The sequence below is a fragment of the Ramlibacter sp. genome (genome assembly GCA_019635435.1).
Lineage (GTDB): Bacteria > Pseudomonadota > Gammaproteobacteria > Burkholderiales > Burkholderiaceae_C > JAHBZM01.
In genome coordinates this window covers 1377506-1394451 of record JAHBZM010000001.1, presented here as the reverse complement: position 1 = coordinate 1394451, position 16946 = coordinate 1377506, and the positions used below count along the sequence as shown (strand labels likewise).

13 protein-coding genes are annotated in these 16946 nt (G+C 57.3%); 4 read left to right on the top strand and 9 right to left on the bottom strand.

Annotated elements, in window-relative coordinates:
• The first annotated feature begins 22 nt into the window (after nucleotides 1-22).
• The 4 genes from rfbB to rfbC are packed head-to-tail and all read left to right on the top strand — an operon-like array spanning nucleotide 23 to nucleotide 3477.
• A complete protein-coding gene (rfbB, locus tag KF796_06675) occupies nucleotides 23-1096 on the top strand; it encodes a dTDP-glucose 4,6-dehydratase (protein ID MBX3586310.1) in 1074 nt (357 codons plus the stop codon).
• Nucleotides 1093-2010 (top strand): dTDP-4-dehydrorhamnose reductase, encoded by a 918-nt coding sequence (rfbD, locus tag KF796_06670; protein ID MBX3586309.1) that lies wholly within the window; start codon nucleotides 1093-1095, stop codon nucleotides 2008-2010. Before rfbB ends, rfbD begins: the two co-directional genes overlap by 4 nt.
• A gap of 19 nt (nucleotides 2011-2029) precedes the next feature.
• Nucleotides 2030-2926, top strand: coding sequence for a glucose-1-phosphate thymidylyltransferase RfbA (rfbA, locus tag KF796_06665; GenBank protein ID MBX3586308.1), 897 nt, complete (start codon nucleotides 2030-2032; stop codon nucleotides 2924-2926).
• Nucleotides 2923-3477 (top strand): dTDP-4-dehydrorhamnose 3,5-epimerase, encoded by a 555-nt coding sequence (gene rfbC / locus KF796_06660; GenBank protein MBX3586307.1) that lies wholly within the window; start codon nucleotides 2923-2925, stop codon nucleotides 3475-3477. The genes rfbA and rfbC overlap by 4 nt, the downstream gene beginning before the upstream one ends.
• Before the next feature lies 1 nt (nucleotide 3478).
• Here rfbC and KF796_06655 read toward each other — a convergent pair whose 3' ends face one another.
• From KF796_06655 to KF796_06615, 9 genes are all read right to left on the bottom strand, one after another.
• Nucleotides 3479-4084 carry a methyltransferase domain-containing protein gene (locus KF796_06655; protein MBX3586306.1) on the bottom strand — a complete coding sequence of 202 codons (606 nt, stop codon included), beginning with the start codon at nucleotides 4082-4084 and terminating at the stop codon, nucleotides 3479-3481.
• A gap of 12 nt (nucleotides 4085-4096) precedes the next feature.
• On the bottom strand, nucleotides 4097-5359 hold the full coding sequence (locus KF796_06650; protein ID MBX3586305.1) for a glycosyl transferase: 1263 nt from the start codon (nucleotides 5357-5359) through the stop codon (nucleotides 4097-4099).
• A 9-nt stretch (nucleotides 5360-5368) separates the two neighbouring features.
• Nucleotides 5369-6532 carry a glycosyltransferase family 4 protein gene (locus tag KF796_06645; GenBank protein ID MBX3586304.1) on the bottom strand — a complete coding sequence of 388 codons (1164 nt, stop codon included), beginning with the start codon at nucleotides 6530-6532 and terminating at the stop codon, nucleotides 5369-5371.
• Nucleotides 6533-7044: 512 nt separating this feature from the next.
• Nucleotides 7045-8472: a class I SAM-dependent methyltransferase gene (locus KF796_06640; protein ID MBX3586303.1), complete on the bottom strand. Its 1428-nt coding sequence runs from the start codon at nucleotides 8470-8472 to the stop codon at nucleotides 7045-7047.
• Nucleotides 8473-8509: 37 nt separating this feature from the next.
• The gene (locus tag KF796_06635; GenBank protein MBX3586302.1) at nucleotides 8510-9856 is read right to left on the bottom strand and encodes an ABC transporter ATP-binding protein; all 1347 of its coding nucleotides are present in this window, start codon (nucleotides 9854-9856) and stop codon (nucleotides 8510-8512) included.
• Between the two features lie 47 nt (nucleotides 9857-9903).
• Nucleotides 9904-10728, bottom strand: a complete 825-nt coding sequence (locus KF796_06630) for an ABC transporter permease (protein ID MBX3586301.1) — start codon at nucleotides 10726-10728, stop codon at nucleotides 9904-9906.
• Between the two features lie 2 nt (nucleotides 10729-10730).
• Entirely contained in the window at nucleotides 10731-12467 is a 1737-nt protein-coding gene (locus KF796_06625; GenBank protein MBX3586300.1) for a type II/IV secretion system protein, read from the bottom strand.
• 47 nt (nucleotides 12468-12514) lie between these two features.
• Nucleotides 12515-14407, bottom strand: coding sequence for a hypothetical protein (locus KF796_06620; GenBank protein MBX3586299.1), 1893 nt, complete (start codon nucleotides 14405-14407; stop codon nucleotides 12515-12517).
• A gap of 318 nt (nucleotides 14408-14725) precedes the next feature.
• Nucleotides 14726-16906, bottom strand: a complete 2181-nt coding sequence (locus KF796_06615) for a hypothetical protein (protein ID MBX3586298.1) — start codon at nucleotides 16904-16906, stop codon at nucleotides 14726-14728.
• Between the last annotated feature and the right edge of the window lie 40 nt (nucleotides 16907-16946).

Sequence of the window (16946 nt, the reverse complement as noted above, 5' to 3'; positions counted from 1 at the left end):
TTCAGCCGCAGGACGGAGCAAGATGCTATTGGTTACAGGAGGCTGCGGCTTCATCGGGTCGGCATTTTTACTTGAATGGCTGAAATCCACTGAAGAAGAAGTTCTGAACCTGGATCTCCTGACCTATGCAGGCCATCCGGGCAATCTCAAGGCGATTGAAGCAAACCGAAAGTACAGGTTTGTTCATGGGGACATTGGTGACGCCCCTCTTGTTGACAGCCTTCTGGCCACCCACAAGCCTCGCGCCGTGGTCAATTTCGCCGCCGAGAGTCATGTGGATCGCTCCATCACGGGGCCCATGGCATTTGCGCAAACCAACGTCGTGGGCACGCTGGCGCTATTGACGTCCACCTTGGCTTATTGGCGATCCCTCCCGGAAGCGGACCGTGCTGCGTTCCGCTTTCTGCAGATTTCGACTGACGAAGTCTTCGGCTCCCTTGATCCAGACGCGCCGGCCTTCACCGAATCTCACCGATTTGAGCCCAACAGTCCGTACTCGGCATCAAAGGCGGCATCAGACCACTTCGTCCGCGCCTACCACCACACGTATGGCCTGCCAACCCTCACCACCAATTGCTCCAACAACTATGGCCCCCGCCAATTCCCGGAGAAACTGATTCCGTTGATGATCCACAACGCGCTGCGGGAGAAGCCGCTTCCGGTGTACGGTGATGGGCGGCAGGTGCGCGACTGGTTGCACGTGGACGACCATTGCTCGGCACTTCGCGCGGTACTTGAGCGCGGGCGACCCGGCGAGAGTTACAACATCGGGGGGCGGTCCGAACGGTTCAATCTCGAAGTGGTTCAGACACTCTGCAAGGTGCTGGACACGTTGCGGCCGCGGCCGGGGGGTGAGCCGCATTCGGCGCTGGTTGTCCACGTCGGTGATCGCCTCGGGCACGACCGGCGCTACGCCATTGACGACAGCAAAATTGCCACCGAACTGGGCTGGCAGCCTTCGATCGACTTTGACAACGGCATTCGCCAGACCGTCCAGTGGTACCTTGACAACCAGGCATGGGTTGACTCGGTCACGACGGGCAGTTATCGCGACTGGATCGACGCGCAGTATGCCGGGCTGGTGCAGCCCGCATGAGAATCCTGCTGTTGGGCTGCAAGGGACAAGTGGGCTGGCAATTGCAAAGAAGCCTGGCCGTTGTGGGGACGGTCACGGCACTTGACCGCCACAGCTCACCCCTATGCGGCGACCTGGGGAATGCCAAGGGCCTGGCCCACACCGTAGAGTCGCTGAAACCGGATGTAATCGTCAATGCAGCCGCCTACACCGCCGTGGACCAGGCCGAACGCGACCGGGATGCCGCCTATGCAATCAACGCAACCGCCTGCGACGTCCTGGCGAGGGAGGCGCATCGGTGGGGCGCCTGGCTGGTCCACTATTCCACCGACTATGTTTTTGACGGCACGGGAGACCGGCCGTGGAACGAGAACGACATCCCTGCCCCGCTGGGCGCCTACGGGGCCAGCAAGCGCGCCGGGGAACTCGCCATCATGGCGCAATGCCCGCGCCACATCATCCTCAGAACCAGCTGGGTGTTCGATTCGTGGGGGCAGAACTTTGCAAAGTCCATTTTGCGGGCCGCTTCCCAGCGTGACCAACTCACAGTGGTCTGCGATCAATGGGGCGCCCCCACGCGCGCAGCGCTGATTGCCGACGTGACGTCGCATGTCCTTCGGCGACTGCGCGACCAGGATTTCAGCGATACCCTGGCGGGCACCTACCATCTGGCAGCCGCTGGCGTCACCAACTGGCACGAGTACGCGCGCCTGATTGTCCAGCAGGCCACGGCCTGTGGCCTGCCTCTGAAAACCACCCCGGAACGCGTTTTGCCGATTCCGGCCCGGGACTATCCCCTCCCGGCCCCACGCCCGTTCAATTCCAGGCTCGATACCGGGTTGCTACGCCAGACCTTTGGTCTTTCGATTCCCGCCTGGGACGCAGGGGTTCGCAGCGTCGTCACCGAACTGGCGACCCATTCCAGTTTCAGCTAAAGCTTCCAGGAAAGCCCGCATGGCCGCTTCAACCACCACACGCAAAGGCATCATTCTTGCCGGAGGGGCCGGAACCCGGCTGCATCCTGCAACGTTGGCCCTATCCAAGCAGTTACTCCCCGTCTACGACAAGCCCATGGTGTACTACCCATTGGCGACGCTGATGCTCGCCGGCATCCGTGAAGTCCTGGTCATCAGCACGCCGCAAGACACTCCCCGATTCGAGCAGTTGCTGGGCGACGGTCGCGCCTGGGGTATGGACATTCAATATGCGGTTCAGGCCCGTCCCGAAGGACTGGCGCAGGCTTTCATCATCGGGCGCGATTTCATTGGGGGCTCTCCCAGTGCGCTCGTCCTGGGCGACAACATTTTCTATGGACACGACCTCGTGAAGCTGCTGCGAGAAGCCGACGCGGCGGCCGAAGGGTCAACCGTGTTTGCCTACCACGTCAAGGACCCTGAACGCTATGGTGTCGTGGCCTTCGATACCGACGGCACAGCACTCTCGATCGAGGAAAAGCCCGTGCAGCCCCTGAGCAATTTTGCGGTGACGGGTCTGTATTTTTATGATCCCCAGGTATGCGACATCGCGGCGTCCGTGAAGCCCTCGGCGCGGGGTGAACTGGAAATCACCAGCATCAACCAGCGGTACCTCGAAATGGGGCAACTCAAGGTTCAAACCATGGGCCGCGGCTTTGCCTGGCTGGACACGGGCACGCATGAAAGTCTGCTCGAAGCAACCCAGTTCATCCATACGCTGGAACAGCGCCAGGGGCTCAAAGTGGCTTGCCCCGAGGAGATCGCCTGGCGCCATGGATGGATCGATACCACCCAGCTCAATTTGCTGGCTCAGCCCATGGCCAAGAGTAGCTACGGCGCCTACCTTGCCGCACTCGTCGCGGGAGCAACTCAATGATCGTCACGCCAACCCGATTGCCCGAAGTCTTGATCATCGAGCCTCGGGTGTTTGGCGACGACCGCGGTTTTTTCATGGAAAGCTGGAATGAGCGGGTGTTTGAACAGGCAACAGGCGTGCCTGCCCGGTTCGTCCAGGACAACCACTCGCGGTCGGCGCGCGGGGTATTGCGCGGCATGCACTACCAAATCGTCAATCCGCAAGGCAAGCTGGTTCGCGTGGTCAGCGGGAAGGTATTCGACGTTGCAGTGGACATGCGTCAATCGTCCCCGCGGCTGGGTCAGTGGGTCGGTGTAGAACTAAGTGCAGAAAACAAGCTGCAGCTATGGATTCCACCTGGTTTTGCACACGGATTTCTGGTGTTGTCCGATCACGCGGATTTTGTCTACAAAACCACGTCGTACTACGCTCCTGAGCATGAGCAATCGTTGCATTGGAACGATGCGCACGTCAGCATCGAATGGCCACTGGAAGATGCACCATCGCTCCCGATACTCGCGCCCAAGGACTCCAAGGCGCCTCATTGGTTGCAATCCGTCAAGTTCCCCTGACTCAAGGCAAGCGCCAGGTCATGACCTTTCTTTGCAGTTCCTGCATCCATTGAAGGGGCAAGGATTTGAACCACGCTCTTTTCGGCTTGCGCAGAACCACTACGGAGTCATGCCATAAGTCACTGCCAGGATCGCCATTGTTATCCCAATTGGTATAGACATTCAGGCATTCCAATCGGGCAAACTGGGCGATTGCCCGCATCCCATCGGGATAAAACCGCCAGCAGTCAACTGGGTAGCGGTGCTCCGGCCCTGATGAAGGGGCAATAAGGCAAGCGAGTCCCCCCGGTCGCAGCACCCGGGAGATTTCCAATGCCGTGATCCAGAAGTACTCGACGTGCTCCAGTACTTGCCCGGAAATCAATACATCCACGCTATTGCTCGCGACCTCCTGCCAGTCGTAGGGGCGCTTCAGCACCAGATCCACGTTGGGCCCCGGAGCGAGATCCATCCCGGTATATTGCCACGGGGCCCTGTCAAAAATTGGGCGATAGCAAGCCCCCATCTCCGTGCTCCCAAGATCGAGGATTTTTATTGGCGTGGTTACCAAAGACTCCAAGTATCGATCACGGAATTTCTCCATGTTGATCAGCGAACTCAAATGCATCTAATTCTCCAGTTAACTCAGTCGCCGCGAGATGCCCGCCCATCCTTCTGTCCGAAGTATTTGGTATCCTCGCCGGATCAACCGAATTCCAGACGAAGGATGGCGAAGACTGCTGCCGAGCACGGACCGCAATGTCCGCCCTTGGCGGGCCTCTCCGGACGGGTCAAAAACAAGACCCACGTTGCGTGAGAGGTCAAGCATGGCTGAATCGCGGGTTTGCGCTGAAAACAGTGCGGGGTATTCCTTTGGGGCCTGCCCGGTCATCCAGCCCTTGAGGCTGTGAGAGCCGCTTGCATCAAACGGATCCGGAAATGTCTTCTGCAAGTCAACCCTCTGCCGGTACAGGAACCTGTGGATCCTATCGATGGGTGTGCCATCTGAGTACCGCGCATACTTCCAGGGCACTCGCGACAATGGGTCGTCAGACAAATCCGCCGTGCTCTCCTCGTACCAATTCACGAGATTGTGGATGGCCGGGTTATCGGCTGCGTTCTTGATCGCCATGATCCGGTGCGCGCCACTGTCAAAGCCGGTGAAATGGTAGAAGCCTAAAGGCTCACCATCCACCGTAAATGCTCCATCTTCATTCTGACGGAATTCGCGCGTCGTGATGTTCCAGGTGGCCACGTTGTGCCGGCCACTGCGCATGATGGCGACCCCGTCAAAGAATGCGGGAACCAGATCGATCCATCTCTGGTCTGTGAACAATCCGTTATGGATTTCGCTACGGCAAAAATAGTACACCCTGCTGGCCCACCATGAAGCAAATCGCCGCGCCTCGTCCGTATTGGAAACCCCGATGAACCCGAGGTTGTAGACACCATGCTTCAAACTGGATATCTCGTTGTCCAGCACCGCCTCCAAGGTCAGTTCCGGGTTTGTCTGATGCGGGGTCAGGACAAGATTGACCTCGCTCAACGCACCCAGAATGTCATCCAGTCTCGAGAACACAACCGTATCGGGGTCCAGGTACAAAACCTGACCACAGTCTTCGCGATCCAGGAGCTGACGCAGAAAAAATGGCTTGATAGCCGTAGACAGTTCGACAATGGTGTGGCAAAACGCCCATCCCGGCAAATACTGAATTCCCAGTTCTTCGACTGAAGTGACCGCGTCGAACGGTTCCTTGTTCAGGTCAAGCAAATCAGTCTTTCCATCGCTGAGCAAAAGGTGCAAGACGGCTTCCGGATGATGTTTCCTCAATGAGGTAAACAACATCCGCACCTTGGGAACGTAGTTGCACGCAGCGCTGGTAAATATGTGAAGTTTTTTCATATCAGTTGGTCAAATGCGAAATTCAAACCGACTGTCCAGATCGGTCTTGAAGGCGTACAGGGCGGCCAGGAGTTCTGGTGTCGAAGAGTCGAGAGGAACCACTTTACCCCGCGTGTACCGGGCGACCGCCTCTGCCTGCGCTCCGAGTGAAAAGCACATAACAGGCACTCCGAGCTGCATCAACTCATGCGTGACGTAGGAAAAGGTCTCGGCAACGACCGAGGGCATCAGGGCCAGATGCACTCCGTGAGTACGAAGCAATCCCGCCAGCTGTTCTGGCTTGTAGGGTCCGGTTTGAACAATATTCCCCTCCAGGCCACTTTCGTGCAGTTCTCCCACCACCACAAGTCGCAATGAACGCGATGTCCTTGCAGCGTGAGCCGACAGTGCCTTGACGACATGGCTTCCTTTTGCTGCGCTGATCGCACCAACCACCGCGACGCAAAATGCGCCAGAGGCATCTGAAGGATAGTCAAATCCGCCAGGCAACGCATGCACCCGATGAGGCACCACGGTCACCGTTCCCTCCGGCAGCGCCGGATAAGCTCGATTGAGAAGGGCTCTGGCGCTATTTGAAAAGCAGCGAACTTCGGTGGCCTGATTGAGCAACGATGCCCACAATGACCGCCAGCGATCAATGTCCTTGGCGAGATAGAGACTCGCAAGTTGATCTTGAATCGCCGGCAAGCACTGCCGGCAGCGGGACAAATCAGGAACCCCGCAGAAACGGCGTTCATTATCGAGCAGGAAATGCGAAGGACAGACCCAGTGGAAGTCATGCAGGCACATGATCAGGCGAAGGGGCCTTCGACTCAACGCACCCAGCAATGCCAAAGGGACTCTTTCGGGTTGTGGAAAGGACACGCAGTTATTCAGCATGATCGTATTCACCCGTTCACTGCGCAGCACTGCTTCAAGCGCAAGCCATGGAACACGATATGCGCAAGGCTCCTCTGCGGTCCTCCGATGCAGGATCACCTGAAACTGAAGTATGGCGGGAGCAAACGTCCACAGAATCGCTTCGTGTCCTTGGGCGAGGCACTGGTTAATTTGTTCGTTCCGATAGTGGTTCGCGCCCCCCCCCAGGCTATGGTCAATGATGAGCCATGTGTCCGGTTGCAAGCTTTCTACAAGCACCTCGATCTCGCTTGGGTTGGCCTTGGGCGCCTTCATGGGGTGCAGTCGCCTCTGTACGGCAGACCAGAATGATTTCCATTGCCCTCTCATGATCAACCGGAAAGCCCTGCCAGCCTGCTGGCCCAGGAGCAATAACGCTGATGTGGCAGCAGGCGCGCGCCCGGTGTTCTGGGTAAAAGGCAAATCCCGCGACCAGGCCCAACACTGCACCAAGGGTGCCCCTTGATCGCCTCCTCGGAGAACCAACCTCACACCCGTGAGTTGGTCCGACCTGATACCCCCGTGAAAGAAAAATCCGCATGACACTGGGGCGCCCATGCGTTGTGCGGCCACATCAGGCCTGGCAAGGCCATACTTCAGGCCGACTTTCTCTTCTTGCCCATCAACTCCGACAAGAAGCAGATCTGCCGAAAAAATTTGCCCCTCCTGGACAAACGCCCATCCATGACAAATGAGTGAGTGATCATTGACAACAATATTGTCGACTGCCCAGCGCACGTCTTGGAGCGGCGCCGTCCCAAACGGCTCATTTGCCTTTCCTAGGGGACTCATGCGCGAAGTTTGCCCAGCCAACGGGCCATTGCTCGTAGCCCCGCCGTCCATCGCCAGCTGCTGGAATTCATCACCTCGGAAAATTGCGCCCTGACCAAAGTCAGTTCCCCTTGCAGTCGCCGATTACTTTCAGTGGCGTCCCGCAACTGCTGTTGCAAGCTATCGACATGTCCGTTGAGCACCTCCATCCTGGCATCCAGTCTGGAACTCAGGTCGTTGTGTGATTGTTCGAGCTGGGCAAGCATCGAGTCAACGCGCATGAAGAGCGCGTCAGCCATCGCCGTTGGTGACGAAAGCCGAACCACAATATCCTCCGCCTGGGCCCACACTTGCGGATCTACTTGGAAACACACCCACGGGTCATTGCCGGTACACCGAACAATCCGGCCGCCATGCCGCCCTTCCTGCCCGGTGAGGAAGCAATCATTGAGCGACAGCCCTGGAAACCAGTCACCCTGCCAGCCCCAGATCTCTTGGCCACGAGCATCGAATGCCTGAACGCCTGCAAATTCAAAGGATCCCGGCCTGTCCCCAAAATCCAGTCGAATACGTTGAACATTCGCTTTTGACTGAAGTTTCAGTCTTATGTCCTGCAACTCAGGTCGCTGGAACCCGAACGCGAACAAACTCTCTTTTTCCTTGAACCCGTCTCCCTCATCAAGGTAGAGCTGAATCGAGAATTGGGGCTCTATCTTCGCAGGCGACAAAGAAGGAGCTGGCGCTGCAACAGCTGCGGATGATTCGTCGGGGCTTGAAGGCCGGAGGCTCCAGACGAATTGATAGACCTCAGCATCAGGCAGACCAAGCAAGTACTGGCGAACCCCGACAGGAACGGACTGGTAGTCCAGCCGAGCAAACTCCGTATCAATAAGGTTGCGTCGTACCGCATCGGTTTGGACGATGGTCAATCCAGATGTCACGCACAACTGTCGGAGCGATTCCCGGTCATAGAAATGAACATGGGTCTCATCGAGCAGACCTTCGTGAGTTCGCCCAAAGCGGCCGGCCAACAAGCCGAGGAGAACCCCGATATGGGTCACGTTAGGAATCGACAGGAGAATGATTCCTCCAGGTTTGAGAAGACTCCTCAACTCTGACAACACTGCCGGAGCATTTCGCAAATGCTCCAGTACATCCGCGCACACCACGAAGTCGTAACGCCGCTGCCGTATCGTCTCGGGTAGGGGCTCCTGCTCCAAGTCAACCAGCAGGATGCTTCTATAGTATGGCCCGGCGGTACGTTGTTCATCCTCGTTGTAGGTGAGCCCGTCGACCGTGCAATTCAGCGCTTTCGATAAGTGCTGTCCAAGCGCTCCCGAGCCCGTCCCCACATCCAGGACCTCGGCACCTGCGCTGACCTTCTGAACCAGTTTCGTCAGGGAGTCTTCGGCTTCCGCCTCTAACTGGATTTCTCTCTGGTACAAATGAGTTTCGAGTCGTCGACTCTGAGGAGTTTGATCGTCACTCACCTGCGACCTCGATTGATATTTCGTGCATCGGTATCCCCAACACGTCGGCATGCACATCATTTGCCATGGACTTGAGCATTAAAGCCTCATTGATCCAATGTTGCTGAACGTGATTCTCGTTGCTGCCAGTAGCCAGTGCCACGCAGACAGAATAGTCTCCTCTCGGCAAAAAAGGCATCACAAAGCCAAACCTTGCCTCAAGCACGCTATCAGCCTTGCACACCCGAGAGCATCTGTGATAAACAAGATATGTGTTGTCACCAAATACATTCAAGCCAAGCCGGTTCCGCAAGAAAAAGCCGAAGATTGGATTTTCAATCGTGGCAAGCGCCTTGGCCCGTATGCGTAGGCAAACCATCTCTCCACCCTCAATTGATACGAGGGCGCGCTCTTGCGCGTCAAGCATTTCCACCGAAGTGATCTGGGCCTGGCCCGCGCCAAAGCCCGGATCCCTTGTACTGAAATGGAATATCTGAATACGGTTCTGGAGGCCTTCCTGTTGGATCACCTCCCTTCGCGTATCGGCAACAACGGGGATGGGAGCGACTAATTCCTGAGGAGGGGTTTTCGTCTCTGCAGTCGGTGGAACCGGAGTAGCGTCCACACGTTGCGTACGGGCGTATTGGCTCCTCAGATAGGCATCGCCGACCGTCTTCGGTGACCCCATCTCAACAATTTGACCTTGCTGCAGCCAGATGACGTCGGTACAGAGCGACTTGACACTCGCCATATCGTGAGAAACAAACAGCACAGTGCCGCGTTCCATGAAGTCATGCAGAAATCGCATGCATTTCTGCTGAAAGTAAGCATCACCAACCGCAAGCGCTTCGTCGACAATGAGAATCTCAGCGTCAACGTGAGCGATCACTGCAAAAGCAAGCCGCACAAACATTCCGCTCGAATATTGTTTGACCGGTTGTTCAAGAAAAAAACCTATCTCCGCAAACTTCTCGATTGATGGAAGACGCTTTGCGACCTGGTCGGGCGTCAGCCCGTGCAAGGCGCAACTGAGTTGAACATTCTCCCGCCCAGTGAATTCGGGATTGAATCCCGCACCCAACTCAAGCAAGGCCGCAACCCGGCCCTTTACTTTTGTTCGGCCGACCGTCGGTTTCAACGTCCCTGCAATGAGTTGAAGCAACGTCGACTTTCCCGATCCGTTTGCTCCGATGATGCCAAGCGTTGAGCCGCTTTTGACTTCAAACGATACATCCTTGAGCGCCCAGAATTCCTTTCCGCGCCCGAATTTCCCTCCCGTCAGCGAGTGGGCCAGTCTCTTTGCCGGATGACTGAAGAGCGTGTATTTTTTCCCGACGTCCTCAACGAGGATGGGCGAGATTTTGTGAGTATCGGCGCCGCCTTGAGCACCCGGGCAATCATCCATGACTACAGCACATCAGCGAATCCATCGCTCGTCCTATTGAACCACCATAGTCCGGCCAAAAGGACTAGTGCGGATATAGCGAGCGATCGCCCTAGCGCAAACCAGTTCGGCCACAACCCATAGAGACTGATTTCTCGCATTTGCTCGATGGGCAAGCTCAGCGGATTAAGTTGAAATAGAGTTTGCCATTGCGCCGGGACGGCGCTGACGGGGAAAAATACCGGAGACAGGTAAATCAATGCCGTAAGCACAACCCCCACGACCTGAGCGCTGTCGCGGAAGTACACCCCCAGCGATGCAAGAAACCACGCCCCGCCCATGGCGAACATGACTACAGGCAGCATGACAACGGGAAACATCACGATGGTGATGGGGACCGTACCGATTGCAATTCGGACAAACATACCAAGCAAGGCGCCGGCGATCCCCAGATGAACCATGCTTGCCAGAACGACAACAATGGGCAAAAGATGAAGGGGGAAGACCAATTTCTTTACGAAATTCTGCTGCCCCACAATGATGTGCGGCGATCGCGCAAGAACGTCAGAAACGAACCCGATCACCATCAAGCCAGCAAACAATGTTGCGGCAAATTCGGCCCCGCTCGCAGACCTCGCAAGCGGCCATCGTGCATTGAATATCTGCCCGAATACAAGGGCATACACACCCAGCATGAGGAGTGGCGTGACAATCGCCCATGTGAAGCCAAAAATGGAGCCTTGATAGCGCGACTTGAGTTCCTGCCGGGTCAACAGGTAAAGCAGGGACCGATGTGCCGCCAGCTGTCCAAACCACTGTTCTTTGATACGAAGCACCGTGATGGCCATTCTCAATGAGCGGTGGCCAGGCTCGGTCCCGCCATGGCATAGACCTCTTCCAGACTGGTGACTCCTCTCACGGCTTTCAACAGGGCATCGCCGCGAAGATCCCTGAAGTCTGCGCCAACTACAGCCATCAGGCCGTCAATGGTCGGAGTGCCTCGACTCATCGCTTCCCTCAGTTTCTCGCTGGCCGGAAGCAACTCGTAAACGGCGATCCGCCCGCGATAGCCCGTATTGGTGCAATGCGGGCAGCCAACAGGCCGACGAAATGTCCATTCGTCGCGGACAACACCAAAACGCTCCAGTGCTTGAGCGACACCCAACGGAATCAGTTCGCGGTCCAGTGGAACGCAACACTCGGTACACAATCGCCGGAGCAGCCGTTGTGCAACAACTCCGCGAACGGTAGCTCCCACTAGAAATGACTCCACACCCATATCCGCGAGGCGCAGAAAGGCAGTGACTGTATCGTTTGTGTGCAAAGTGGAAAAGACTCTATGGCCCGTTAATGAGGCCTGGACCGCAATTCTTGCGGTTTCCACGTCGCGTATTTCCCCAATCATAATGGTATCGGGGTCATGGCGAAGTATGGAACGCAAAGCGGCAGGAAATGTGAATCCTATATCAGGGTGCACTTGAAACTGCGTCACGCCCGGGATTTTGTACTCAACGGGGTCCTCAACTGTCATCACCCGTTCATGTGCAGTATCTGTCGCCACCAATGTGGCGTACAAAGTCGTACTTTTACCACTCCCTGTCGGACCGGTGACCAAAACAATGCCATCGGGCTGTGCCATCCAGCCTTTGTACATCGCCAGATGGTCGGCTTCAATGCCTATATTGCCGAGATCGAACCGCGTTGATTGGGTGTTAGGAAGAAGGCGTAGAACAAGCGACTCGCCCTGCACTCCCGGGATCACGGACACCCGAACATCGGTTTCGACACCTGCCATCCGACTCGAAAAACGTCCATCCTGAGGCAGTCTCCGCTCAGCAATATCGAGCCCTGAAACGAGCTTGATTCTGCTGACCACTGCGTCAAACCTGTCACGAGGATATTGTTCAACGGCCTGCAAACGCCCGTCGATTCTGTACCTGACAATGAAGCCGTTTTCTTGAGGTTCAACATGGATGTCCGACGCACGACCATCTGTGGCTCGTGCCAGCAACCCATTCACCAGTTCGACCACGGGTGCATCTTCTGCGAGTTTGCGCAAGTCTTCGGAACCTCCCACTGCATTGGCAGGTCTGTAGACATACTCAAGCGCGCGCTCAATATTTCTCGTGGCAGTCAGATGAAAATGAAGCTCCATTCCACGTGCCGGGCCGCTCTGCAGGTACTCCAGCAGCTCGGAATCGAAGGGTTCGCGAGTAACCACCGCAAGATCATTGTCGGGGTCTGTTTGGTAGGCGAAAAATTGCAAGCGACGCGCCATCGCGTGAGGGACACCCCGATCGTGCATCCATTGAGTAGCACTCGCCAAGCTTTGGGAAAATTGCGACTCCAGTAGCAATGGGACATCTAGCAACTCGCTCTGGGCATCCAGCAGAGTTTGCTCAGATAGCAATCCCATTCGAATCAAAATGCCACCCAGCTTCTCCTGGGGAGATTGCTGTAGCACAGCCGTTGCGCGCTCGAGGGCGAAGGAATCCAGGATGCCTCGCTGAACAAGCCACAACCCCAGCGATAAGGATTGAGTTACTGCCATCAAATCAATGTTGCCAATAAAAAAACCGGGGAGCAAGCTCCCCGGTTTGTAAGGGAAGGTAGAGCAGAACTCTACCCTGCCAATTAGCGGAGGTTCAGACCGCTGTTGGCATCCTGCTCTTGGTACTGACCTTCGTTCACAGGCGCGCGGCTTGCGGTGCCTTCGAAGTCAACAGCTTGCGAGCTGGAACCTTCCAACAGCTGATTCGTAACGCTGTTGAACAGGTAGTTCTGGACGCGCAGCGAACGACCGGAGTTCGACGTAATACGGATACGCGGAGCACCATCGGCGCTGACAGCAGCTTGGGCAGCACCATTGTTGGCAGCAACCGTCGCGGACGGCGGCGTGGTCAACAGGGCTTCGATCTGAGCAGCAGACATGTTCTTCACGGCGCGGGGAGCCAGAGCCGGGATGATCAGGCCATAGTTACCGAGCTTGCCGTCTTGATGAATGATCTGAGCCCACACATCAGCCGTAGCAACATCGCTGTTGTTGATGATGCGCAGGATCGACTTGTAACCACTGGTTTCCTGGTTGGAAGCGTAGTTACGAACGTCGATCTTGATGCCGCCACCCAACGAGAACAGAGTGCCGTTGCAGGCGTTGTTCTGCTCGTTCAGGTTGGCGCCAGCAGCAGCCTTGACCACCGTACCGACAGCCGTGAAGGCCGACGAAGGAATGGTCGCCGCACCCGTGCCGGAGTAGCAGATTTCCAGGGCATTGGTACCAGCGGCACCGAAAGCGGCGTTCACTGCAGCCGTGGGGATCGTGATCGTGAGCGGACCTGCAGCGTTACCAGCCGTGATGGCCGTTGCCACGGTACCAGCCAGAACTGCACCGCAGTTCGCGCCAGCAGCTGCGAAGAACACCGTGCCGCCGACCACGAAGCCGTTGGTCGCAGTGATCACAGCGTTCACGCTAGACACTTCAACCTGGCCGTTGTTCGCTGCAGCCGTCGCAATGCCCTTCACACCAGCAGGAGCAACTGCGTTGCCGAGAATGTACTGGTTGGTCAGGTCGGAGTCATAGCCCGTCGCGTTCTGCGTCAGATTCATGATGCCCAAACGGACGAGGTTGCCAGCACCAACGGCCACGTGAGACGTGCCGGGAGTAGCGGGCGAAGCGCTCGCGACCACTGCACCGGTGCCGGTGAAGGACAGGTTGCCGCCCGGGGTCAACGTAGCGCCAGCCGTGGAGGTGGCAAAGTTGACCTTCAGGTTGGTCGGGAACACCACGAGGGTGGCGCTGTTGGTAGCGCTGCCGCGGGTGTGCTCGTCAGGGGTTGCGTTGGCATCGGTAGCCAGGATCGCCGGGTTGGTCAAAGCAACATAGTGCTTGACGCTCACGGGCAGGGTCTTGGTGGCCACGCAGGTCTGGCTGGCAGCGAAGTCAGCAGCCAGGTCGCCAGCAACGGTCTTCATGCCTTGCAGGAAGCCACGGTCAGCGGAAACCACGGGCACGTTGGCAACGTTAACCAGCGTGTTGCTGGCAACGTTCACGGAAATCAGGGGCTGCTTGATCAGAGCCACGCCGTCCTGGTGAACGGTGAACGTCACGAACAGGGTCTTGCCGTCAGCGCTGATGCCCTTGCTGGTCACAGCATAGGACGTCACGCCAGCACGGGGCACAGCTTCCTGGTTGACGATCACGCCGGACACGCCGTCGGTGATGGAGAAGGCTTGGTTCTCGGGAGCGCCATTCACGGCAGCGGGAGCGACACCAGCCGACACCCAACCGTCCCAGGAGCCAGCGCCCAGCGTGAACTGAACCTGGAAGGTCTGGGCTTGCGCACGAGCATCGACGTCACCGGCGAAGCGATAAGCAATGGCAGGAGCGCCGACGCTTTGCGTGTCCAGCGTGATCACTTCGCGAGCGATCGACACCGACGACGCCTGGATTTGACCAGCTTGCACGCCAGAAACCGCAACTCCAGCCAGGCTGGCCAGGATGAGGCGGGAGAGAAGAGTTCGTTTCATAACTTAAGTTTCCTCTTAGTGAAATTACCTAAAGCAAAGATGCGTCAGGCGGTTCAACCTTCCCTGCGCGCACTGCCGCAAGCCGCAGCAAGTTTCAGTGTACAGGAAATCATGGACTGGACAGCAATGACACAAGTGTTGCAGCATAAAAACAACAGGCGTTCAGGAAGGTCAGGTAACCGCCGCGTAAGCGTTGGGCCAACTACCTCAGACCGCTGGCGTTGTAATGTAATGGACGGCGCACAGGTTGACAACCGATGAAACACCGCTTACTCGCGCACGTGCCAAGAAAACCACAGCCCAAGCGCGCCGCGTCTTTCATTTACCCCCCTTGACTGCGTCTAGCAATTCCTGCCGAAGCTTCTCGTCGGTCACCGTCTTGGTGCCCGGGGTCACAGGCGTCGAAGGGCCTGACCGACCTATTGGCGGCAAGACTTCAACAGGAGCCGACTTTCCAGGAGGCGTTAAGCCCGATGGCTGCGTAAGGCGAGGACTCGCGTCTTCCCGCCGGATTGTCTCGTTCTTCGGCTCGAGCGGCTTTTCCGGAACGATGTAAGGCTTCGCCTTCGGGGCAGCAGGTGTTTCTGGCTGCGCCACTGGGGAGGCCTCAGACGCCTCTACCCGACGAGGCGCCACTGTCATCGAAGGAGATGACAAATTGTTGTCCGCGCCAGACGTAGCACCAGGAGGCGGCGGAAAGCCAGATTTCGCGGCCCACCCGAACTGGGAGCGGAAAGCGCTTGTGATGGCTCGGGAGTCGAAATCATCCTCGATGATGTACGGCGTTAGAAGAATAACGAGTTCAGTCCGGCTGAAATTCTCATTAGCAGATGTTCTGAAGAGCGCTCCTGCCACCGGCACGTCTTTGAGGAACGGGATGCCGGCATTGCCCCCATCCCGCTGCTCCGAAATCAGGCCGCCAATCAACATCGTCGCCCCATCCTGAGCCGCCAAGCGGGTCTGGACCTTGCGGGTAGTCACCACCGGCGAATTGCCTATACCGCTGTTGTTACTGGATACGCCACTCACCTCCTGGCTCATGTCCAGCTCAACCCGCCCCCCGGCATGAATGATGGGCTTGACGCGCAGAATAATGCCCACGCTGCGGTACTGAACAGTCTGGAGCACTCCCTGGCTTCCGTTGGTGCCCCCTGTATTGGAATTGCTGATCTGGCTGGTCAGGACAGGGACATCCTGCCCCACCTGGATGGTGGCTTCCTGGCCATTGAGTGCAACAATCGAAGGGTTGGATAGCACACGCACCCGATTGCTGCTGGCAAGCGCGGTCAGCAGGGCTCGCGGATCACCCGCAGCCGTGGCAATGCTCAATGCCAGCCCACTGTTCGCGGCGGCAGCGCTTCCCGTCGGCACCGGCCCCACGCTCCCATTGACAACATAACCACGTGAAGTGAACTGTTTCAAAAGCCAGTTGAAACCAAATTGCTCTGTGTCTGAGAGGGTCACTTCTGCAACGGTTGCCATGATCAGCGCGCTCCTTGGCGGCCGATCAAGCTCCTGAAGCAAGGAGTAAATCTGCTGGTATTCCGCAGGGGTGCTCTGGATGATGATGCTGTTGGCCGCAGCATTCACGACAACCTTGCCACCTCCCGGCAAAGAAGCGCCGGAGCTGCGTACAACAGGCGCAGCGGCTGGCCCGCCAGCGGTAGCTGGAGTCGACGCGACCTGGGTTGAGGAACTGCCACCCAGAACGTCCTGCAACGTAGCCGCCACTGCCGCCGCGTCCGTATTGCGCACATAGTAGGTCACGAATTTTCCACCCCGATTGGGCGGCGCCTGGTCAAGCTCCCGCGCCCAACGGAGGGCATGATTCAGCGCTTCGGGATTGGCCGCAAAAATGACAATGGAGTTCACTGCGGCAACTGGAATCACCAAAATAGGTGCGGTCTGACTCCCAGACACCGCAGCATAGTACCCCTGCGCCGTCAACACCTCTACCAGTTTCGAAGCAAGCTCAGTAGCGGACCAAAATGCCGGATTGATGCGGGCGCTGTATTGCCCTCTCAGGGCAGGCTGATCCAGAAGCTGAATGGCCTCAGCCGCGGCGCTGACAGAGTCGGATTGGCCACTCAACAAAACCGCATTGCGCGGTTGATCATCGGTAACAGTGACACGACCTTGAAAAAATGTGCGTATCCATGTGCTGACGTTCGAGACATTCGTATTCTCGAGCTCCACAAGAAAGAAGACCGGTCTCAGTGAGGCAGGCACATCGGGTTGCGCCCGGCCCCGGCGCAAGTCCACAGCACCACTACCAGCACTATTCTCCGGCACAACGCGCACCAATCCGTCAAACTCCCTCACTACCACACCATAGGAACGCAATACGGCCTGCGCCGCCGCAGCAAGTTGCTCGCCAGTAACCGGCTTGCCGGTTTTAAGGCTCACCAGGTCGTTGCGGCTTTGTACGGCAGCGTCTATAGACACATTCCGCTTCAGGATGCTTCCGTACACTGCGTTGGCAAAAAGCGGCAGCGGCATGTTCTCCAAAGTGACCGCGCTCTCCAACATGTCACTCGTG